The organism is Leucobacter sp. USCH14 (assembly GCF_037619215.1).
Classification (GTDB): Bacteria; Actinomycetota; Actinomycetes; order Actinomycetales; family Microbacteriaceae; genus Leucobacter.
Genome location: NZ_JAQPZP010000003.1, coordinates 201,305 through 220,926, shown reverse-complemented (window position 1 = coordinate 220,926; position 19,622 = coordinate 201,305). Strand labels below are relative to the sequence as shown.

Genomic DNA, 19,622 nt, shown 5'->3' with positions numbered 1-19,622 from the left:
ATGGGTCGGTACGCCGACACGATCCGGAGGACCCCGCCCCCATGAGCGAGCAGACCGCAGCCCCCGCAGAGAGCGCCCCCGAGGCGACCGCCGAAGAGATCTTCGAGCAGAAGCGGGTGCGTCTCGAGAAGCGCGACCGGCTGAACGCCGACGCGGACCTCGCGGGAGGCGCCTATCCCGTCACCCTGCCGGTGACGACGACGATCCCGGCGGTCCGCGCCGAGTACGGGCATCTGGAGCAGACGCCGGATACGGCTTCCGGCGACGTCGTGGGAATCGCCGGGCGCATCGTCTTCCAGCGCAATACGGGAAAGCTGTGCTTCGCGTCGCTGCAGGCGGGCGACGGCACGCGCATCCAGGCGATGGTGAGCCTCGCCGAGGTGGGCGAGGAGTCGCTCGCCCGCTACAAGGAGCTCACCGACCTCGGCGACCACCTGTTCGTGAGCGGCGAAGTGATCTCGAGTCGTCGCGGCGAACTCTCGATCATGGTCCGGGAGTGGGCGATCGCCGCGAAGGCGATCGCGCCCCTGCCCAACATGTACGCGGAGCTCAACGAGGAGACGCGCATCCGCCAGCGGTACCTCGATCTCATCCAGCGCGAGCAGGCGCGCATCAACGTGGTGACCCGCGCGCGCACGATGGCCAGCCTGCGCCGCACGTTCGCCGAGCGCGATTTCATCGAGGTGGAGACCCCGATGCTGCAGACGATGCACGGCGGCGCTTCCGCCCGCCCGTTCGTCACGCAGTCCAACGCCTTCGACACCGAGCTGTACCTGCGCATCGCGCCCGAGCTGTACCTGAAGCGCGCGGCCGTCGGCGGCCTCGAGCGCGTCTTCGAGATCAACCGCAACTTCCGCAACGAAGGAGCCGATTCGACCCACAGCCCCGAGTTCGCGATGCTCGAGGCGTACGAGGCGTACTCGGACTACCACGGGATTGCCGACCTCACGCAGCTGCTGATCCAGAACGCCGCTCTCGCGGCGAACGTCGGCACCGAGCGCGAGGGCACCCATGTGGTGCAGTGGGCGGACGGGACACTCTTCGATCTCGGCGGCGACTGGGATCGCATCTCGATGTACGGCACCCTCTCCGAGGCGGCAGGCCGGGAGATCACACCGGAGACGAGCGTCGCCGATCTGCAGGCGCTCGCCGACGCCGAGGGCGTCGAAGTGCATCTGCCCAATCACGGCAAGCTCGTGGAGGAGCTGTGGGAGCACTTCGTGAAGGACGGCCTGACCCGCCCCACGTTCGTCATGGACTTCCCGGTCGAGACGAGCCCGCTCACGCGCCATCACCGCTCGATTCCGGGTCTCGTGGAGAAGTGGGATCTCTACGTGCGCGGCTTCGAACTGGCGACCGGGTACTCGGAGCTCGTCGACCCGGTGGTGCAGCGCGAGCGCTTCACCCAGCAGGCCGGGGAGGCGGCTCGCGGCGACGATGAGGCGATGCCGATCGACGAGGACTTCCTGCGTGCGCTCGAGCACGCCATGCCCCCGTCGGGCGGTATGGGAATGGGCATGGATCGACTGCTCATGGCTCTCACCGGGCTCGGGATCCGCGAGACGATCCTCTTCCCGCTCGTCAAGTAGCGCCGACTCAGCTCCCCAGGTTTTCGCGCGGGAGCGCAAGTACACTGGGGGAACTATGGACAATTGGTGGTTGAACGCGGTCTGGTCGCTGACCCCGACCGTGCTGATCGGCATCTTCTTCTGGCTGGTGCTGCGGCTGATTCTGCGCGCCGACCGAACCGAGCGCCAGGCCTACCAGCGCATCGAAGCCGAGGAGCGGGCGAAGGCGGGCCTTCCGGCGCGCGACGACGCCTGAACGCGCCCCGTCCCCGATACAGTTGACATGAGCGCACTCGCGCGTTCATGGCGCTGAGGTGACGGAGGGGGCCGGATGAGTTTCGACTGGCTCGGGGTGAACTGGCCCGTCGTCTGGGCCTGGTTCGTGCTCGTCGTCGACAACCTGATCCGCATCATCGCGATCTTCGTCGTGCCTCGCAATCGGCGCCCGACCGCCGGAATGGCCTGGCTCATGGCGATCTTCGCCCTGCCGGTTCCGGGGCTGCTGCTCTTCCTCATCATCGGGAGCAAGCGGCTGCCGCGTTCGCGCGAGCGCAAGCAGGAGGCGATCAACCACTTCGTCGCGCAGATCGCCGACCAGGAGGAAGCCGACCTCATCACGCCGCCCGAGCGATTGCTCCCGGGCCTCGACAGCGTGGTGAAGCTCGGCAGGCAGCTGGGCGCGCAGCCGATGCTGCAGGGCAATACCGCGTCGCTCTGCATCGACTACGAGGAGTCGTTCGCGCGCATCGCCCGAGCCATCCGTGCGGCGCAGAGCTACGTGCACGTCGAGTTCTACATCCTCGTGCACGACGAGACGACGAACGACGTTTTCGCGGCGATGCGCGAGGCGGTGGCTCGCGGCGTCACGGTGCGCGTGCTGCTCGATCACATCTCGGCGGTGCGCAACCCGGGGTCGAAGCGCACCGCGCAGAGCCTGACCGAGATCGGGGCCGAGTGGTCGTACATGCTTCCCGTGCGGCCCTGGCGCGGGGAGTACCAGCGCCCCGACCTGCGCAACCACCGCAAGATCGTGGTCGTCGACGGCGCGGTCGGCTTCATGGGGTCGCAGAACCTCGTCGATTCCACGTACAACAAGCGGTCGAACCGGCGGCGCGGGCTGCACTGGAAGGATCTCATGGTGCGCGTCGAGGGGCCCATCGTGCTGGGTCTCGAGGCCGTGTTCCAGGGCGACTGGTATCTCGAAACCGGCGAGTACCTGACGAACCTCTCCGAGGAGGCGTTCACCGTCGACCAGCCCGGCGAGCTCGACTGCCAGATCGTGCCCAGCGGCCCCGGATACGCGGGGGAGAACAACCTGCAGGTGTTCGTGGCGCTCATGTACTCCGCGCAGCGGCGCATCAGCATCACGAGCCCGTACTTCGTGCCCGACGGCTCGATCATGAACGCGGTGCGCGCCGCAACGGCGCGCGGCGTCGAGGTGGAGCTCTTCGTCTCCGAGGTCGGCGACCAGGCGATGGTGTACCACGCACAGCGCTCGTACTACGAGGAGCTGTTGCGCGCCGGCGTGCGCATCATGATGTTCCGCCCGCCCTACATCCTGCACTCGAAGCACTTCACCGTCGACGAGGAGGTCGCGGTCGTCGGGTCGTCGAACATGGACCAGCGATCCTTCGGTCTGAACATGGAGATCTCGATGGTGGTGCACGGCGCCGAGTTCGTGCGCGATCTCGACGGCGTCACCGACTACTACCGCGAGAACTCGCGCGAACTGACTCTCGAGGAGTGGGAGAAGCAGTCGCTGCCCTCGCAGTTGCTCGACGGCCTCGCCCGCCTCACCTCGGCGCTGCAGTAGCGGCGCCCCTCGGCGCTCGGGCGCGGGCCGCCGGCGTCAGAACGCGTGCTGCTCCGCGGGCGTGCCGAGGCGGCGGATCGCGAATCGCGGCCCTTCCGCTGCACCGACGGCAGCTGCAGCCGCGGAGTCGACCGGCGCGACCAACCAGGCCTCCCCGTTGAGAATGCGCGGCGCTTCCACCCCGCTGAGGGCTGTGAGCGCCGCGCGGATGAGCGCACCGTGGGCGACGACGATCGCGCCGGGCGCCTCGTGCAGGATCCGCGCGAAGGCCGCGGCCCCGCGATCCGCGAGCGCCCCGAGCGCCTCCGCGTCGGGGACGTCGAGGCCGGGCCACCGCGCGTTCGCATCCTCCACGAGCAGGCCCTCCGCCGAGCCGAAGTCGCGCTCGATGACGTCGACGTCGATGTCGGCGGGCGGGAGCCCGAGCCGATCGGAGATGATGCGCGCGGTCGCCGCGGCGCGGCTGAGGGGAGAGGTGATGACGCGCTGCCAGGGGCCCTCGCCGTGCAGCAGCTCGGCGATCTCACCAGCCTGCGCGTGCCCGCGCTCGTTCAGCGCGATGTCGGTGCGGCCCTGGATGCGTCTGCCGATGTTCCAGTCGGTCTCCCCGTGACGAACGATGACGATGGAGGAGGCGCGCGTATCGGGAAGACTCATGCTCCCACGCTAACCGTTCGGCGACGAGCACTCGCTGAGCCAGCCGTTCCCGAGTTCGTCGTGCTCGCGCCCGCGGCGGTGTCGGGAGCATCGGAGTCGGTGTCCGCCCGGCGGAAGACCGAGGCCCGCTCGATCTCGACGCAAACGCGCGTGCCGGCGGCGCACCGCGCGCCCTGCGCGCGCGACCGGACCTCGAGCCCGTTCCACTCCAGCACCAGGTCGTCGCCGCCGCGGCCGAAGAGCGAGGAGGCGACGATCGCGGTGCCCGTCGCATCAGGGATCGCGCGCACGTGCTCGGGTTGCACGGCGAGTTCGACCGCGCTGTCGCGAACATGCTGCGCGCCTTCGATGCGCGAACGGTCGAGCACGAGCGGGTGGCCGTCGGCGCGGAAGCCGGCGGCATCGAGCGAGCCCGGGAGGATCGCCGCGTCCGACACGAACTTCGCGACGAACACCGAAGCGGGATCCTCGAGCAGTTCGGCGGGGGTGCCGACCTGCTGCACGCGACCGCCGTCGAGCACGACCACCCGATCGGCGAGTGCGAGCGCTTCACTCCGGTCGTGGGTGACGTGCACCACGGTGAGACCGAGGTCGCGGGTGAGGGCGCGGAGTTCGAGCCGCAGGCGATCCCGCAGCGGTTCGTCGAGCGCAGAGAGCGCTTCGTCGAGCAGCAGCACGCGGGGTCGGGCCACGATCGCTCGGGCGATCGCGACGCGCTGCCGCTGGCCGCCGGAGAGCGTGGCGGGATTGCGCCGCTCAGCACCGGCGAGGCCCACGAGGTCGAGGGCTTCGGTGACTCGGCGTCGGCGTTCGTCGCGCGAGACGCCGGCGCGACGCAGCGGGTATTCGATATTGCGTCCGACGCTCCAGTGCGGCCAGACCGCGTGCTGCTGGAAGACCATCCCGAGCCCGCGTCGTTCGGGCTCGACGCTGCGGCCCGGCGACGCGACGACGGCGTCTCCGATGCGCACGGTTCCGGCCGTCGGCGTGATGAAGCCGGCGACAGTGCGCAGCAGTGTGGTCTTGCCCGATCCGGAGGGCCCGACGAGCGCGACGAACTCGCCGTCTCCGATCTGGAGGTCGACGTCGGCGAGACCGAGGTGACCGCCGGGGTAGGAGAGGCTGACGGATTCGAGGGCGACGGAAGACACAGGGGTTCCTAACGTGGAGTGCGGGCGGTCAGGCCGAGGCCGGCGAGGCCGACCAGAGCGACGATCAGGGAGAGCGCCGAAGACGCGTTGTACGCGCCGGCCTGCTGCAGGTTGAAGATGACGACGCCGAGCGTCTGCGATCCGGGGGAGAGGAGGAGCACGGAGAGCGTCAGCTCGCGCACGGCGGTGAGGGCGACGAGGATCGCCCCGGAGATCGCGGCGGGGACGGCCATGCGGCATGAGATGTCCCAGAGCGCTCGCAGGCGGGAGGCCCCCGAGATGCGCGCTGCCTCCTCGGCGGTGGTCGGCGTCGCGGAGAGCGGTGCGTGCACGGACTGCACGACGAGCGCGAGGAACGAGGTCAGATAGGCGCAGAGGATCAGCCAGGGCGTGTTGTAGAGCCCGATCCTCGGAGCGATCACGAGCCACGCGACGGCGATCACGAGGCCGGGGATGGCCTGCGGAAGGAGGGAGAGGCCGAGCAGTGCGGAGTTGCTGCGAGCGCGGGTGCGCGTCACGATCGTGCCGATCCCGAGCCCGAGCACCCCGCAGATGAGCCCGGCGAGGGCGGCCAGCATGAGCGAGTTGCCGATGCCGGTGAGCGTGCCCGACGCGGTGAGCGCGCGCTCGAAGCTCGCCAGGGTGACGGTCTCGGCGCTCAGCGGCACGCCGGGTGCCGGAAGCAGGGATTGGATCGCAAGGGTGATGAGCGGGAGCACCGTGACCGCGAGTACGGCGACTGCGGTGAGCACGCCGACCGGAACCCGCGCCCGGCCGAGGGGGAGGAGCGCCGGTGCGCCGGCCTGGGCGTCGAGTTCGACACGGGTACGTGCGCGCAGCAGGTCGACCAGGACGCCGAGCAGCGCGATGACGAGAAGTACGAAGCCGATCGCCGAGACGACTGCGAGCGGATCATCGGCGGTGCCCGACTGCAGGGTGCGGTAGACGAGGGTCGAGAGCGTGACGTAGCGCTGCGGGAGGCCGATGATCGAGGGGATGCCGAAGTCGGCGAGGTTCGAGACGGCGATCAGGGTGAACGACGAGAGCATGGCGGGGCGCAGGAGCGGCGTGGTGACCTCCCACAGTGCGCGCGGCGCCGACGAGCCGGCGATGCGCGCCGCCTGCTCGAGGTCGGCGGGGACGCGCCGGAGGGCAGCGGTGACGATGATCATCGCGATCGGGTAGCTGTGCAGGGTGAGGAGGAAGATCACGCCATCCCCGCCGTACAGATTCCAGAGCGGCGCGCCGAAGCGCTGCGTCCAGAACGTGTTGACGGTCGCCGACGGGCCGAGCAGGCTCAGCCAGGCGATGGCGCCGACGAACGGCGGCATGAGCATCGGGCTGAGTGCGAGCAGACGGAGCGCGCGGCGGCCCGGAAGGTCGGTGCGCTCGAGCAGCAGCGCGAGGGCGCTGCCGACGACGACCGCGAGCGCGCCGGAGACTGCGGCGGAGACGAGCGAGTTGCCCGCAGCTTCGAGCACGTCGGGATCCGCGAGCGTCGACCACCCGCTGCCGGTGACGGCGAGCGCGAGGATCGAGGCGATCGGAACGAGGATCAGCGCGGCGACCGCGCTCCACATCGCGACGCGCACCGCACCGAGTCCGTTGTACCGCGCTCGGGTGGGTGAATCGGCGCTGGCACCGCGGGCCCGACCGGAGTCGGTCGGGCCCGCGAGCGGCCGCGCGAGCGTGTTACTGGAAGAGGCCATTGAAGGTCTCGACGGCGTCGGCCTGGGAAGCGCGGATGGTCTCGAGGTCGGGGTTCAGCAGCACGACGTCACCGATCGCGGGTGCGCCCTCGGGGCTGTCGACGTCTTCGCGGATGGGCAGGTACGACTGCGACGCGGCGATCTCCTGACCCTCCTGACTGATGAGGAAGTCGACGAAGAGCTGCGAGGCCTCGGGCTCGGCCGTGTCGGCGAAGATGCCGACCGGCTGCGACACGAACGGGACGCCCTCCTCCGGATAGACGGCCTCGATGGGCGAGCCCGCCGACGCCAGGTCGCGCACGAGCGAGTCGACCACGATGCCGACCGGGCTGCTGCCGTCGGCGACCGCCTGGGAGACCGGCCCGTTGCTCTCGGCGATGAGCGGCTCGTTGGCGGCGAGACCCTCGAGCCAGTCCATGCCGAGCGACTCGTCGTTCAGCCACACCGCGGCGTTGTAGGCCGCGGCACCCGACACGTCCGGGTTCGGCATGGCGATCTTGCCGGCGTACTCGGGCTTCGTCAGATCCTGCCACGAGGTCGGCGCGTCGGTGATCACGTTCGTGTTGATCGCGATCACCGTGGGCAGCAGGCGCGTGCCCACGTAGAAGTGCTCGGGGTCGACGAGATCCTGGTTGATGGCGGCCGCCTCAGGGGATTCGTACTCGAGCAGCAGCTCCTGCTGCGCGTAGTCCTCGAACGTGCCCGCGTCGGCGGCGAGCAGCAGGTCGGCGCCGATGTCGCCGGCCTTCTCCTCCGCCGCGATGCGCGCGGTGAGGTCGCCGGTGCCGGCGCGGAAGACGTCGACCTCGATCTCGGGGTGCTGCTCGGTGAACGCGGCGACGATCGCGTCGATCTTCTCCTGCGGCTCGGAGGTGTACAGGGTGATCGTCGATGCATCGGCGGAGCCGGCCTCGCCGGAATCAGTGGCGTCTGCCGAGGAGGCGCACCCGGTGAGTGCGAGTGCCGAGAGAGCGAATGCGGCGATGACGCCGGTGGAGCGATTACGAGACATGGGTCACTTTCTGTGCAGTGCGGGTGATGGGTTGGGTGAAGAGGGGTTCGGGGGAGTGCAGCGCGATGGCGGAGGCGCTGACACCGTCGCTCGTGAGCTGGACGAGCGAGAACATGGGCGAGTCGTGGCCGGCGACGGCATCGGGGCCGGCGTTCATCACCTGGTGGTATGCAAGGGACGGACCTACGAACACGGGAATGCGACGCATCGAGGCCGCCAGGCTGTGATGGAAGTGACCGGCGAGGATCGCCCGGACGTCGGTGCCGTCGAGCACGTCGAGCAGGGCCTCGGCGTTGCGCAGCCCCTGGCGCCGGAGCGTCGGTAGGGGCGACCCGAGCGGGGCGTGGTGCAGCGCGACGATCGTGCCGCGCTCCGCCGGCTCGGCGAGTTCGCGCTGAAGCCAGGCGAGCTGCTCGGCGTCGACGCTGCCCGCGCGGGAATCGAGGCGCACGATGCGGACGCCGTCGATGAGGTGCGCGGCGACGTGCCCGTCCGCGTGGCGGGGCAGATCACGCGCGGCAACCGCATCGTCGTGGTTGCCGAGAACGGTGAGCACCGGAGCGGCGAGCCGATCCTCGAGGCGTGCGCATGCCGCCGCGACCGCGGCGTACGCGCCCGGATTGCCCCGTTCGATCAGGTCGCCTGTCACGACGACCGCCTCGGGCGTGATGCCGGTCGCGAGTGCATAGTCGCCCACGCGCTCGAGCCGCCCCACCCCGTCGACCGCGTCGTAGAGCAGGCCGCTCTCGGTGGCGTGGAGGTCGCTGACGTGGAGCACCGTGAAGCGACCGGTGTCGCGACTCATGCGACCGACCCGGAGGCGATCACGGCATGCGCATCCGCGCGATCCGCGAGAGCGGCGAGATGGTCGCTCGTGGCGCCGTGGGAGCGGAGGTAGTGCTCGACCCCTCCCAGTTCGTCCACGATGTCGAGCGCAGACTCGAGCGCCTCAGCCGGGCTGTCGAGGTGCAAGCGCTCCGAAGCGGCGCGTGCCGATGCCGAGAGCACGAGCCCCGACAGCTGCGCCGCCGCGATCGCCTCCCGCGCCGGGCGCACGGTCGAGCCTGACATCGCGTAGTCGGCGACGACCTCGGTTCGGGCGTCTCCGGCCGCGAGACGGGCGAGGGCGACGACGAGCCCCGTGCGGTCCTTGCCCGCGGTGCAGTGCACGACGACGGTGCCCGGGTGCTCGGCGATGGCGATCACGGCGGCGGTGAGGCGGGCGCCGCGCTCGCGAACCAGGCCGGCGTAGACCTCTTCCAGCGTTCCCGCGCTGGGCGGCGTCTCACCGTACAGCGGCACCGAGCGGACGGGGATCTCGTGGCCGCGCTCGGCGTGCTCCGAGGTCTCCCGCAGGTCGATGATGAGGTCGACGCCTGCGTCGCGAAGCGCGCGCTCGCCGCCGGGCGTGAGCGCATCGAGACCTGCCGAGCGCACGAGCCACGGCCTCCGGTGGTGACCGATGCCTCGCGCGTTGTAGCTGCCCTCGAGCGAAATGACGTGCACTGCTGCGATCTCCTGCCGGTCGAGCCCGTTACAGCGGGCGTGAAATGCGATTACAGGAGCAGCATCTCGGGGTCAGGTGTCGCGATGGTGAACGCGCGGGGTCGTGCGTCTGACGGGCCGGGGAAGGGAAGAAAACCTCCTGATCAGCGGCGGTTACGGTGGGGAATCCGCGAGCGCGTCGGCGACCACTTCGCGCATGTCGTCGGCGTCGGTGCTCGATCGGAGACCCGCGACTTCGGTGATGAGCGCCTGCAGCAGCACGGAGTGCCCGAGGCGGCTGAAGAACGGATCGACCGTGTGCGGGGCGCCCACGGCCCCGGTCGAGAGCGAGATGTGCGAGAGCTCCGCGAGCGGGGCTCGATCGTAACTGCACAGCGAGACCACGCGGGCGCCTCGTTTGCGAGCGGCCCGCACCGTCGCGAGTGTGTGCGCGTTCGCCCCCGAATGGCTCAGTGCGAAGCAGACGTCCGCTTCCGTCAGGCTGTGCGCGGCGAACTGCTGCGCGAGGATGTCGAGGGGGGCCTCCACGGGCCGGCCGATCGTCGCCAGGCGCATCGCGGCGTCTTGGAGCGGCGGTGCCGAGAAGCCGTTCGCGGCGCAGACGACGCGGGATGCGCCCGCGATCAGGGCCGCTGCGTCGGCGAGAGCGGCGCGGTCGATCGAGCTGCGCCCGACGAGCAGCGCAGCGCGCGCGCTCTCGAACACCTCGTCCACGGGGTCTCCCGGAGTCTGCGCCTCGGCGTTCGGCGCCGGCACCTCCCGAGCCAACTCGAGACGCAGATGCTGGAAGCCGCGGAAGCCGAGGCGCTGGCAGGCGCGGATCACGGTGGCGGTCGAGGTCCCCGCCGCCTGGGCCAGTTCCTGCGTCGACCACTGCGGCACCTCGGCGGGCCGCTCGAGAATCACCCGGGCGACGGCGCCTTCGCTCTGCCCGAGGCTCGCGGCGAAGGCGCGGATCAGCGCGAGCGCCGACGCGGGCGCTGAGGGCGAAGGCGGGGTCGACGGCATGCGTTCACGGTAGGCGCCCCCGGTGAACGCGAGGTGTCGGTGCGATGGACTGCGCGAGTCCGCTTCTCGTGCCGGGCGCCCGCTCCCGGCCAAGCATCACCTCGCGATGACGAGCAGTTCGCCGACCTCGCAGCCGAGCGCGCGGCAGATCGCAGTGAGGGTCGAGAACCGGATCGCGCGGGCGCGGTCGTTCTTGAGCACCGAGAGATTCACCAGGCTCACTCCCACCATCTCGCTGAGCTGCGTGAGTGTGAGGCCGCGGGCGGCGAGCAGCTCGTCGAGGCGGCAGTGGATCGCGTGGCCCTCCTCCTGGTCGACCGGCGTCATACGAGTCCCTCGGTCTCGCGCTGGAGGCGCACGGCGCGCCGAAGAGCGATGTCGACGAGCCCGAACGCGGTGAAGGCGAAGAGGACGAGCCCGTACCAGCCCCACCATGTCGGGCTCCCGGTATCGGCGGCCCGCACATCCAGAACGGCAGCGACGCCGTTTGCAGCGAAGTGCCAGAGGGCGAATGCTGCGAATGCCCCACCTGACCCACTCCAGAGCGCTGTGGTGAGGGAGCGGCTGGTGGTGCGTGTGAAGAATGCCCCGCGGAGAACGCTCCAGGTCACGCGTGCTGTGGATGCGATGACGATGAGCGCGGCGATTGCGGCGACCGTGATGGCGAGGGCCAGACTCCCGGTCGAGATCGGATTCACGCCGGAGACGATGACGTCGATCCGGTTCGCGACTCCGCTGACCGCTTCGGCGGGTATGGCCCCGTCGGCGCCGTAGTCGGTCAGTCCCTCCGCGGTGATCTCCTGCGCCTGGATCGGAAGCGTCCAGACGATGCCGCCCGGAACGAAGCGCCGAGCGAACTCCGAGATGGCGAGGCTGATGACGGCGATGGCCGCGACGACGCTCAGGGTGAGTACGGCGGTCGCATCGATGCGGATGCGGCGCGGGCTCGGTTCCCGCGGTGCCCAGGGCTGCCGCTGGTGTGTGGACATCTCGACTCCTTATCGATCATCGTTATTATCGGTGATCGATAAGTTACGCGGGCTCCAGGGGAACTGTCAACCGCCCGTCACGCCTGCGGCGAACACGGCCCCGCGATCCGGCATCACCACGTAGCCTGTTTGCATCGGCGGCGCCTCTCCCGTGCAACAGGCGTCGCAAGGAGGTAGGAGATGTTCGAGAGATTCACTGATCGTGCTCGCCGGGTTGTGGTGCTCGCCCAGGAAGAGGCGAAGATGCTCAACCACAATTACATCGGCACCGAGCACATTCTGCTGGGCCTGATCCACGAGGGTGAGGGCGTTGCGGCGAAGGCGCTCGAGCAGCTCGAGATCTCGCTCGACGCGGTGCGCGCTCAGGTGACCGACATCATCGGCACCGGGCAGCAGCCGCCGGCGGGGCACATCCCGTTCACGCCGCGTGCCAAGAAGGTGCTCGAGCTGAGCTTGCGCGAGGCGCTGCAGCTCGGCCACAACTACATCGGCACCGAGCACATCCTGCTCGGGCTCATCCGCGAGGGCGAGGGCGTCGCCGCGCAGGTGCTCGTGAAGCTCGGCGCAGATCTCAACCGCGTGCGCCAGACGGTGATCCAGCTGCTCTCCGGCTACCAGGCCGGCAAGGAGAGCGCGACCGTGGGTGCTCCGGAGTCGGGCGGCGAGTCCAAGGGCTCGCAGGTGCTCGACCAGTTCGGCCGCAACCTCACCCAGGCTGCGCGCGAGGGCAAGCTCGACCCCGTCATCGGGCGCGAGAAGGAGGTCGAGCGGGTCATGCAGATTCTCTCGCGCCGCTCGAAGAACAACCCCGTGCTGATCGGCGAGCCCGGCGTCGGCAAGACCGCCGTCGTCGAGGGCCTCGCGCAGGCGATCATCAAGGGCGAGGTGCCCGAGACGCTGAAGGACAAGCAGGTCTACGTGCTCGACCTCGGCTCCATGATCGCCGGCAGCCGGTACCGCGGCGACTTCGAGGAGCGCCTGAAGAAGGTCACCAAGGAGATCCGAAACCGCGGCGACATCATCATCTTCATCGACGAGATTCACACGCTCGTGGGTGCGGGTGCCGCGGAGGGCGCGATCGACGCCGCCAACATCCTGAAGCCGATGCTTGCGCGCGGCGAGCTGCAGACCATCGGCGCCACCACGCTCGACGAGTACCGCAAGCACTTCGAGAAGGACGCGGCGCTCGAGCGCCGGTTCCAGTCGATCCAGGTCGCCGAGCCCTCGCTGCCGCACTCGATCAACATCTTGAAGGGCCTGCGCGACCGCTACGAGGCGCACCACAAGGTGTCGATCACCGACGGCGCCATCGTCGCCGCGGTGAATTTGGCCGATCGCTACGTGCAGGATCGCTTCCTGCCCGACAAGGCCATCGACCTGATCGACGAGGCGGGCGCCCGTCTCCGCCTGTCGATCCTGTCGAGCCCGCCCGAGCTGCGCGAGTTCGACGAGAAGATCGCCGTCGTGCGCGCCGAGAAGGAGCAGGCGATCGAGGGTCAGGACTTCGAAGCCGCCGCGAATAAGCGCGACGAGGAGAAGAAGCTGATCGCGGAGCGGCTGCGTCTCGAGAAGCAGTGGCGTTCGGGCAACGTCGCGACTCAGGCAGAGGTCGACGAAGGGCTGATCGCCGAGGTGCTGGCGCAGGCGACCGGCATTCCGGTCTTCAAGCTGACCGAGGAGGAGACCTCGCGGCTCCGCTTCATGGAGGAGGCCCTCCATCAGCGCGTCATCGGCCAGAACGAGGCCATCTCGGCACTCGCGAAGACGATCCGCCGACAGCGCGCGGGCCTCAAGGACCCGAAGCGCCCCTCCGGCTCGTTCATCTTCGCGGGCCCGACCGGCGTCGGCAAGACGGAGCTCGCGAAGGCGCTCGCCGAGTTCCTGTTCGACGACGAGGACGCGCTGATCTCGCTCGACATGTCCGAGTACGGCGAGAAGCACACCGTCTCGCGGCTCTTCGGCGCCCCTCCCGGGTTCGTCGGGTTCGAGGAGGGCGGCCAGCTCACCGAGAAGGTGCGCCGCAAGCCGTTCTCCGTCGTGCTCTTCGACGAGATCGAGAAGGCGCACCCCGACATCTTCAACTCGCTGCTGCAGATCCTCGAAGAGGGTCGTCTCACCGACGGCCAGGGCCGAGTGATCGACTTCAAGAACACCGTCATCATCATGACGACGAACCTCGGGTCCAGCGCGATCGCCGGAGGCCCCGTGGGCTTCCAGATCGAGGGCGACTCGTCGGTCGGGTACGACATGATGAAGGGCAAGGTCAACGAGGAGCTCAAGAAGCACTTCAAGCCCGAGTTCCTGAACCGCGTCGACGACACGATCGTGTTCCCGCAGCTGACCAAGCCGGAGCTGCTGCAGATCGTCGACCTGTTCGTCAAGCAGCTGAAGGATCGCCTGCTCGATCGCGACATGCACATCGAGATCTCGACGCCGGCGCGCGAGCGCCTCGCCGAAGTGGGCTACGACCCCACACTCGGTGCGCGTCCGCTGCGCCGGGCGATGCAGCGAGAGATCGAGGATCGCCTGTCGGAGCGCATCCTGAGCGCCGAGCTGCTGGCGGGCGATCTGGTGAAGGTCGACTTCGTCGACGGCGAGTTCACCTTCACCACCGAGCCGCGAGCCGATCGCGACCCGAGCGCTGCGTCGGCCTCCGCCGCGGCAGCGGTGGCGTCGACGGCAGCGACCCCAGGAATCACGGAGTAGCGTCTCACGCAGTGCAGGGGCCCGTTGCGCGAGCAGCGGGCCCCTGCTGCGTGTTCCGGCTCCGAGGTCGGGCCTAGACTGGAACGATGAGCGCCGCACCCGAGATCAGCATCCGCAGCGCGCGCACGGGCGACGTGCCGCAGATGGTCGCACTCATGGAGCCGCTCGTCGCGAGGCGCATTCTGCTCGGCAAGGACCTTGTCGATCTCTACGCGGCGGTGCCCGAGTTCCTCGTCGCGGTCGACGCGGAGGATGCGGTTGTCGGGTACGGCGCGGTGCACGTGATGTGGGAGCAGCTGGGCGAGGTGCGCACACTGGGCGTGGCCGAGGCGTGGCTCGGGCAGGGAGTGGGGCATCGGCTGCTCGTCGCACTCGAGGAGCGGGCCCGCGCTCTCGGCCTGCAGCAGCTGTTCTGCCTCACATTCGAGACCGACTTCTTCGGCAAGCACGGCTTCGAGCAGATGAGCGAGGACACCGAGCTGATCGCCGCCGAGGTGTACGCGGAGCTGCTCCGCTCGAGCGACGAGGGCGTGGCGGAGTTCCTGGATCTCGCCAGAGTGAAACCGAACACGCTGGGCAACACGCGCATGCTGAAGCACCTTTCGGGCGCTCCGGAGATACCCTGACGCCATGTCGACACTGAAGGACCCGGTCGGGCCGAAGGATCGCAAGGTCTACGTGCGCCGACGGCTGTTCGTGCTGCTGGGGCTGCTCGCCGTGATCGCGGTCGTCGTGCTGATCATCGTTCGACCCGGCTCGAGCGGCGGCGTCGCGAGCGCCGGCCAGGTCGAGGTGCCGGAGGATCTCGTCGAGTCCCCGTCCCCCGCATCGGACGAGGCGGAGGGCGGCGCCGGCGGCGAGGAGGGCGAGGTCGCGGCCTGCGCCGCGGGCCAGCTGACGGTCACCCCGGCGACCGACAAGGGGGACTATGCGGCGGGGGAGCTGCCGCAGCTCTCGCTGAGCGTGGAGAACACCGGCGAGGAGCCGTGCTCCGCAGATCTCGGCAGCGCGAACCTGCAGTTCGTGATCGCCAGCGGCGATGACGAGGTGTGGCGGTCAGCGGACTGTCAGGAGAACGCCGAGCACCTCGCCGTGATCCTCGAGCCCGGCACTCCCCTTGAAACCGAGGCGATCGCCTGGGACCGCACCCGGTCGAGCCCGGAGACCTGCGACATCAGCCGTGATGCGGTGAGTGCGGGCGGCGCGTCGTATCACCTCCGCACCACCGCCGGGGGCGTGCAGGGAACGGGAACCGCACAGTTCCTGCTCTACTGAACGCGTGCTGCTCACGCCGGTGACTCGGCTTCCTCGAGTCGCAGGGCCAGCCAGAGCTCGGCGCGATCATCGGGGTCGGTGACGGAGCGTCCGGTCGAGCGCTCGATGCGTGCCACCCGGTCGCGCAGCGTGTTGCGGTGAATCCCGAGAGCGGCGGCCGCGGGGCCGCGCTGCCCGTTCGCGATGAAGAGCGCGCGGAGCGTCTCGCGCAGGAGCGCGCGGTCCTCCTCGCTCATCGCCGCGGGGTCTCGCGCGTCGAACCGGTCGGAGAGCGGGCCGAGCACCCGACGCGACATCGAGGAGGGGTGGACGCGCGCTCGGGCGCCCTGGATGCCGGTGCCTTCGCCCCTGCGCCGATCGCCGGTGGGCGTTTCGGCTGCGTCGAGCTCGAGCAGTGCTTCCAAGAGGGGCGTGTCGCGATCCGCCCAGAGCACAACCGGTACTCGGGGTGCCGTGTAGAGCGGCGCGGTCGGGGAGAGCGTTCGCAGCCGGCTCGACGCCGATCGCCTGCTGTGCACCGCATCGTCGAGCGCCGACGGGCGGCCGACGACCGCGTCGAGGTTGGCCGATGCCGCGGACGCGAGGGCGGCGTCGAGGGCACCGGTGCTGTCGCCGACGATCTGCCACGCGCGAGCCACACCGGGCGCGGGGCTCGGCGAGTCGTTGGTCGCCACGAGCCGATCGAGCCCGGACCGGGGCCGCCGGCGCCACGATGCGACATCCTCTGCGGCGCCCTGCAGTGCGAGTACGCGTATGCGCTCGGGGGGCACGAGACCCGGGGCGAGGATCCCGATGCCGTGCACGTCTGTCTGCTTCGACAGGAGCGCGAGCGTCAATCGTTCCCAGCGCTCGCGTTCGCGCGCGTTCTCGGCGTGGTTCTCGCCGAGTGCGAGACCGAGCACCATCGCACCCGCCGCGACGATGGCGCGGCCCTCGGGCGTGAGCGGAGAGCCCTCCGCGATGGCCAACTGGAAGCGACCCCCCGCGTCGAGGTCGATGACCTCCGTGTCCGCTGATGCCGCTGCCGCGGCGAACCCGGCGGTCGCCGCCAGCGCGCCTCCGTCGGATCCGAGCAGCGCGAGGTGCTTGCCGGTGGCCTGAGCCAGGCTCGCCAACACCTCGGCCGGCTGCTGCTCGCCGCGCGCACCCTCAAGCAGGCGCTGCTGCGCCCGCAGCGCGCCTCGTGCAGCGCCGAGATCGTCCGCGCGCAGCAGCTCGGCGACCGCCTTGCTCACCGCGATGAACGGCACGGGGAGCGGAACCTCGAAGAGTGCGACGCGATAGGCGCTCGCGGCCTGCACGAGGGGCTGCGGGATCCGCTCGTGATTGACCCCGACACCGAAACCGATCGCGGCGACGCGCGCCCGATTCAATCCGGCGACGAAGTCGCGCCAGCGAGGGTCGTCGGGCGCGAGGGCGAGGCCCGTGGTGAGCACGATCTCACCGCCCTCCAGGTACGAGCCGAGGTCGAGCAGCTCGGTGTTCGACACCCAGGTGATCGTCGGATCTCCCGCGCCCGACTGCACGAGGCGCAGGTGCAGATGGGGAATTGCCAGGAGCTGCGAGAAGGCGACCATGGTGCGATTCTTGCACAGACTGGTAAGGCTTTGATATGCAATCCTGACGACGGTGGAATCGGGCGCGCGCCGTACACTGGCGGTACGCGAACGGCGCACGAGACGGATCTCGGATGACGCAGCCGCACGAACACCAAGGATGAGGAGCGCATCGATGACGGGCACCGGGGAGCCGCAGCACGACGCCGCGAGGCAGGACGACGAGCGGCGAGGCGCCCTCCACGGGATCCGCGTCGCAGACTTCTCACGCGTACTCGCCGGGCCGCACGCCACGATGATTCTCGCCGATCTCGGCGCCGACGTCATCAAGATCGAGAGCCCCGAGGGCGACGGGACCCGGCAGTGGAGCCCGCCGGTGAATGCAGTGGGGCAGAGCACGTACTTCGCGGGAGTCAACCGGGGGAAGCGCTCCGTGGTCTGCGATCTCCGAGATGAGGAAGGGCTCGCTCGGGCGCGCGAACTCGCGCTCTCCGCGGATGTGGTCATCGAGAACTTCAAGCCGGGAACGATGGAGAAGTTCGGTCTCGGATACGACGCCGTTGCAGCCGAGAACCCCGGCGTGGTGTTCTGCTCGATCTCCGGATTCGGCGACACCGAGGGACGCGACCTGCCCGGGTACGATCTGCTCGTGCAGGCCGTCGGCGGCCTCATGAGCATCACGGGCCAGAGCGACGAGACCGGGGGAGAGCCGACGAAGGTCGGCGTGGCTCTCGTCGACATTCTGACGGGGCTGAACGCCGTCATCGGCATCCAAGCCGCGCTGCGAGCCCGTGACACCGAGGAGTCCGCCACCCCCGGTCGCGGGCAGCACGTCAAGGTGACCCTGCTCGGCTCGCTGCTCTCCGCGCTCGCGAACCAGGCCTCCTCGACCCTCGAAACCGGAGTCGCGCCGGGTCGCATGGGAAACGCGCATCCGTCGATCGCGCCTTATGAGACGTTCGCAGCCGCCGATCAGTCGATCGCGCTCGCTGTCGGAACGGACGGACAGTTCGCGCGACTGTGCGATGTGCTCGGCATCGGGGAGCTCGCCGCAGACGAACGCTTCGCCACCAATCCGCAGCGCGTGGCGCACCGCGTGGAACTGCGCGCAGAGCTCGAGTCCGCGCTGCGCGAGCGATCCGCCGCCGAATGGATCGAGGCATTCACCGCCGCCAACATTCCCGCCGGTCGCGTCAATTCGATCGCGCAGGCGCTGGACCTCGCCGAGACACTCGGCCTCGATGCGGTGGCGACGACGACCGCGACCGCCGGCGACGGCAGCGAGCACACGCTCCGCTCGGTGGCGACTCCCATCTCACTGTCGGAGACCCCCGCGCGATACGAGGTTCCCCCGCCGGGCGTCGGCGAGCACCAGGGCGCCCGCTGGCGCGCGCGGTAACCCGACCGATCATCACCCCTTCATCCACCTTCTCCGAGGAGCACCATGACCACCACCATCGACCAGCTGTTCGACGTCGCCGACTTCGTCACCGAAGAGGAGCGCGAGTGGCAGCTCAAGGCGCGCGAGTTCGCGCAGTCGCGCATCCGGCCGATCATCGACCAGGCGTTCGAAGATCGTCGACTCCCCGTCGAACTGCTGCCGGAGGTCGGCGAGTTCGGTGCGTTCGGCATGTATATGGAGGGGTACGGGCTGCGCGGCGCGTCGTCGGTCGCGTACGGTCTCGTCGCCATGGAGTTCGAAGCGGTCGACTCGGGCTTCCGCACCGCGCTCTCCGTACAGGGCTCGCTCGCGATGGGCGCGATCTACAAGTTCGGCTCGGAGGAGCAGAAGCAGCGGTGGCTGCCGCTGATGGGCCGGGGCGAGGCGATCGGCTTCTTCGGGCTCACGGAGCCTCAGGGCGGATCCGACCCCAACACCATGCTCACCACCGCGCGCCGCGAGGGCGACGAGTGGGTGCTGAACGGTAAGAAGCGGTGGATCGGCCTCGCCACCGTCGCACAGCTCGGCGTCATCTGGGCGAAGGACGAAGAGGGCATCGTGCGCGGCTTCATCGTCGAGACCGACACCCCCGGCTTCACCGCAACCGCCATCGAGAACAAGCTGTCGATGCGGGCGTCGCTGCAGACCGAGATCGTGCTCGAGGATGTGCGCGTTCCCGCCGACGCGATCCTGCCGAAGTCGAAGGGGCTCTCGTCACCGTTCAAGTGCCTGAACGAGGCCCGGTACGGCATCGCCTGGGGCGTCATGGGCGCGGCTCGGTCGTGCCTCGAGGCCGCCGTCGAGCGCTCGCAGTCGCGCGAGGTCTTCGGCGCGCCGATCGGGGGCAAGCAGATCATTCAGGCGAAGCTCGCCGACATGTTCGTCGAGTATCAGAAGGGCCTGCTGCTCGCCCTGCACCTCGGCCGCCTCAAGGACGCCGGCAACCTCGGCTACGGTCAGATCTCCGTCGGCAAGCTCAACAACGTGCGCGAGGCCATCAAGATCGCCGGCACCGCGCGTGCGATCCTCGGCGGCGATGGAATCACCTCCGAGTTCCCGGTGATGCGCCACATGGCGAACCTCGAGTCGGTGCGCACGTACGAGGGCACCGACGAGGTGCACCAGCTGGTGATCGGGCGCGAGCTGACGGGCATCGCGGCGTTCTAGGCACGCGCCCGGACCACGCGCGGTCGGCCCAGCCCCTGAGCTAGGGTGTCTGGCGAGTGGAAAG

18 protein-coding genes are annotated in these 19,622 nt (G+C 69.6%); 8 read left to right on the top strand and 10 right to left on the bottom strand.

Annotation, left to right across the window (positions count from 1 at the left end; genetic code table 11):
- Window positions 1-41: 41 nt before the first annotated feature.
- The 3 genes from lysS (at window position 42) to cls (ending at window position 3,381) form a co-directional block, all read left to right on the top strand.
- Window positions 42-1,589 (top strand): lysine--tRNA ligase, encoded by a 1,548-nt coding sequence (gene lysS / locus PQI23_RS05105; protein ID WP_339972186.1) that lies wholly within the window; start codon window positions 42-44, stop codon window positions 1,587-1,589.
- A 55-nt stretch (window positions 1,590-1,644) separates the two neighbouring features.
- Window positions 1,645-1,824, top strand: coding sequence for a hypothetical protein (locus PQI23_RS05100; RefSeq protein ID WP_010157760.1), 180 nt, complete (start codon window positions 1,645-1,647; stop codon window positions 1,822-1,824).
- Between the two features lie 75 nt (window positions 1,825-1,899).
- Window positions 1,900-3,381 (top strand): cardiolipin synthase, encoded by a 1,482-nt coding sequence (cls, locus tag PQI23_RS05095; RefSeq protein WP_339972177.1) that lies wholly within the window; start codon window positions 1,900-1,902, stop codon window positions 3,379-3,381.
- 36 nt (window positions 3,382-3,417) lie between these two features.
- Here cls and PQI23_RS05090 read toward each other — a convergent pair whose 3' ends face one another.
- From PQI23_RS05090 to PQI23_RS05050, 9 genes are all read right to left on the bottom strand, one after another.
- Window positions 3,418-4,038, bottom strand: a complete 621-nt coding sequence (locus PQI23_RS05090; protein WP_339972175.1) for a histidine phosphatase family protein — start codon at window positions 4,036-4,038, stop codon at window positions 3,418-3,420.
- A complete protein-coding gene (locus tag PQI23_RS05085; RefSeq protein ID WP_339972173.1) occupies window positions 4,035-5,189 on the bottom strand; it encodes an ABC transporter ATP-binding protein in 1,155 nt (384 codons plus the stop codon). Before PQI23_RS05085 ends, PQI23_RS05090 begins: the two co-directional genes overlap by 4 nt.
- Window positions 5,190-5,197: 8 nt before the next feature.
- Window positions 5,198-6,898 carry an ABC transporter permease gene (locus PQI23_RS05080; RefSeq protein WP_339972171.1) on the bottom strand — a complete coding sequence of 567 codons (1,701 nt, stop codon included), beginning with the start codon at window positions 6,896-6,898 and terminating at the stop codon, window positions 5,198-5,200.
- Entirely contained in the window at window positions 6,882-7,910 is a 1,029-nt protein-coding gene (locus tag PQI23_RS05075) for an ABC transporter substrate-binding protein (protein WP_339972169.1), read from the bottom strand. The genes PQI23_RS05080 and PQI23_RS05075 overlap by 17 nt, the downstream gene beginning before the upstream one ends.
- Window positions 7,900-8,715, bottom strand: coding sequence for a metallophosphoesterase family protein (locus PQI23_RS05070; protein WP_339972167.1), 816 nt, complete (start codon window positions 8,713-8,715; stop codon window positions 7,900-7,902). Before PQI23_RS05070 ends, PQI23_RS05075 begins: the two co-directional genes overlap by 11 nt.
- Window positions 8,712-9,416: a tyrosine-protein phosphatase gene (locus PQI23_RS05065; RefSeq protein ID WP_339972165.1), complete on the bottom strand. Its 705-nt coding sequence runs from the start codon at window positions 9,414-9,416 to the stop codon at window positions 8,712-8,714. The genes PQI23_RS05070 and PQI23_RS05065 overlap by 4 nt, the downstream gene beginning before the upstream one ends.
- Before the next feature lie 153 nt (window positions 9,417-9,569).
- A complete protein-coding gene (locus tag PQI23_RS05060; RefSeq protein WP_339972163.1) occupies window positions 9,570-10,424 on the bottom strand; it encodes a MurR/RpiR family transcriptional regulator in 855 nt (284 codons plus the stop codon).
- A gap of 96 nt (window positions 10,425-10,520) precedes the next feature.
- Entirely contained in the window at window positions 10,521-10,751 is a 231-nt protein-coding gene (locus tag PQI23_RS05055) for a helix-turn-helix domain-containing protein (protein ID WP_339972161.1), read from the bottom strand.
- Window positions 10,748-11,413, bottom strand: coding sequence for a hypothetical protein (locus PQI23_RS05050; protein WP_339972159.1), 666 nt, complete (start codon window positions 11,411-11,413; stop codon window positions 10,748-10,750). Before PQI23_RS05050 ends, PQI23_RS05055 begins: the two co-directional genes overlap by 4 nt.
- 180 nt (window positions 11,414-11,593) lie before the next feature.
- Here PQI23_RS05050 and PQI23_RS05045 point away from each other — a divergent pair, with 180 nt between their 5' ends.
- The 3 genes from PQI23_RS05045 (at window position 11,594) to PQI23_RS05035 (ending at window position 15,394) form a co-directional block, all read left to right on the top strand.
- Entirely contained in the window at window positions 11,594-14,119 is a 2,526-nt protein-coding gene (locus tag PQI23_RS05045; protein WP_339972158.1) for an ATP-dependent Clp protease ATP-binding subunit, read from the top strand.
- Window positions 14,120-14,205: 86 nt separating this feature from the next.
- On the top strand, window positions 14,206-14,745 hold the full coding sequence (locus PQI23_RS05040) for an amino-acid N-acetyltransferase (protein ID WP_339972156.1): 540 nt from the start codon (window positions 14,206-14,208) through the stop codon (window positions 14,743-14,745).
- A gap of 4 nt (window positions 14,746-14,749) precedes the next feature.
- Window positions 14,750-15,394, top strand: a complete 645-nt coding sequence (locus tag PQI23_RS05035; protein WP_339972154.1) for a hypothetical protein — start codon at window positions 14,750-14,752, stop codon at window positions 15,392-15,394.
- An 11-nt stretch (window positions 15,395-15,405) separates the two neighbouring features.
- Here PQI23_RS05035 and PQI23_RS05030 read toward each other — a convergent pair whose 3' ends face one another.
- A complete protein-coding gene (locus PQI23_RS05030; protein ID WP_339972152.1) occupies window positions 15,406-16,971 on the bottom strand; it encodes a PucR family transcriptional regulator in 1,566 nt (521 codons plus the stop codon).
- Window positions 16,972-17,125: 154 nt separating this feature from the next.
- Between PQI23_RS05030 and PQI23_RS05025 the strand changes: the two genes are divergently transcribed.
- Both PQI23_RS05025 and PQI23_RS05020 read left to right on the top strand, forming a co-directional pair.
- A complete protein-coding gene (locus PQI23_RS05025; RefSeq protein ID WP_339972150.1) occupies window positions 17,126-18,349 on the top strand; it encodes a CaiB/BaiF CoA transferase family protein in 1,224 nt (407 codons plus the stop codon).
- Between the two features lie 45 nt (window positions 18,350-18,394).
- The gene (locus tag PQI23_RS05020) at window positions 18,395-19,558 is read left to right on the top strand and encodes an acyl-CoA dehydrogenase family protein (RefSeq protein ID WP_339972148.1); all 1,164 of its coding nucleotides are present in this window, start codon (window positions 18,395-18,397) and stop codon (window positions 19,556-19,558) included.
- Window positions 19,559-19,622 lie beyond the last annotated feature (64 nt).

What these genes read in the sequence shown, in the direction of transcription:
- PQI23_RS05040 (WP_339972156.1), top strand. Translation starts at nt 14,206, where the DNA reads ATGAGCGCCGCACCCGAGATCAGCATCCGCAGCGCGCGCACGGGCGAC.
- PQI23_RS05070 (WP_339972167.1), bottom strand. Translation starts at nt 8,715, where the DNA reads ATGAGTCGCGACACCGGTCGCTTCACGGTGCTCCACGTCAGCGACCTC.
- PQI23_RS05100 (WP_010157760.1), top strand. Translation starts at nt 1,645, where the DNA reads ATGGACAATTGGTGGTTGAACGCGGTCTGGTCGCTGACCCCGACCGTG.
- PQI23_RS05050 (WP_339972159.1), bottom strand. Translation starts at nt 11,413, where the DNA reads ATGTCCACACACCAGCGGCAGCCCTGGGCACCGCGGGAACCGAGCCCG.
- PQI23_RS05080 (WP_339972171.1), bottom strand. Translation starts at nt 6,898, where the DNA reads ATGGCCTCTTCCAGTAACACGCTCGCGCGGCCGCTCGCGGGCCCGACC.
- PQI23_RS05030 (WP_339972152.1), bottom strand. Translation starts at nt 16,971, where the DNA reads ATGGTCGCCTTCTCGCAGCTCCTGGCAATTCCCCATCTGCACCTGCGC.
- cls (WP_339972177.1), top strand. Translation starts at nt 1,900, where the DNA reads ATGAGTTTCGACTGGCTCGGGGTGAACTGGCCCGTCGTCTGGGCCTGG.
- lysS (WP_339972186.1), top strand. Translation starts at nt 42, where the DNA reads ATGAGCGAGCAGACCGCAGCCCCCGCAGAGAGCGCCCCCGAGGCGACC.
- PQI23_RS05045 (WP_339972158.1), top strand. Translation starts at nt 11,594, where the DNA reads ATGTTCGAGAGATTCACTGATCGTGCTCGCCGGGTTGTGGTGCTCGCC.
- PQI23_RS05060 (WP_339972163.1), bottom strand. Translation starts at nt 10,424, where the DNA reads ATGCCGTCGACCCCGCCTTCGCCCTCAGCGCCCGCGTCGGCGCTCGCG.
- PQI23_RS05075 (WP_339972169.1), bottom strand. Translation starts at nt 7,910, where the DNA reads ATGTCTCGTAATCGCTCCACCGGCGTCATCGCCGCATTCGCTCTCTCG.
- PQI23_RS05020 (WP_339972148.1), top strand. Translation starts at nt 18,395, where the DNA reads ATGACCACCACCATCGACCAGCTGTTCGACGTCGCCGACTTCGTCACC.
- PQI23_RS05090 (WP_339972175.1), bottom strand. Translation starts at nt 4,038, where the DNA reads ATGAGTCTTCCCGATACGCGCGCCTCCTCCATCGTCATCGTTCGTCAC.
- PQI23_RS05035 (WP_339972154.1), top strand. Translation starts at nt 14,750, where the DNA reads ATGTCGACACTGAAGGACCCGGTCGGGCCGAAGGATCGCAAGGTCTAC.
- PQI23_RS05055 (WP_339972161.1), bottom strand. Translation starts at nt 10,751, where the DNA reads ATGACGCCGGTCGACCAGGAGGAGGGCCACGCGATCCACTGCCGCCTC.
- PQI23_RS05025 (WP_339972150.1), top strand. Translation starts at nt 17,126, where the DNA reads ATGACGGGCACCGGGGAGCCGCAGCACGACGCCGCGAGGCAGGACGAC.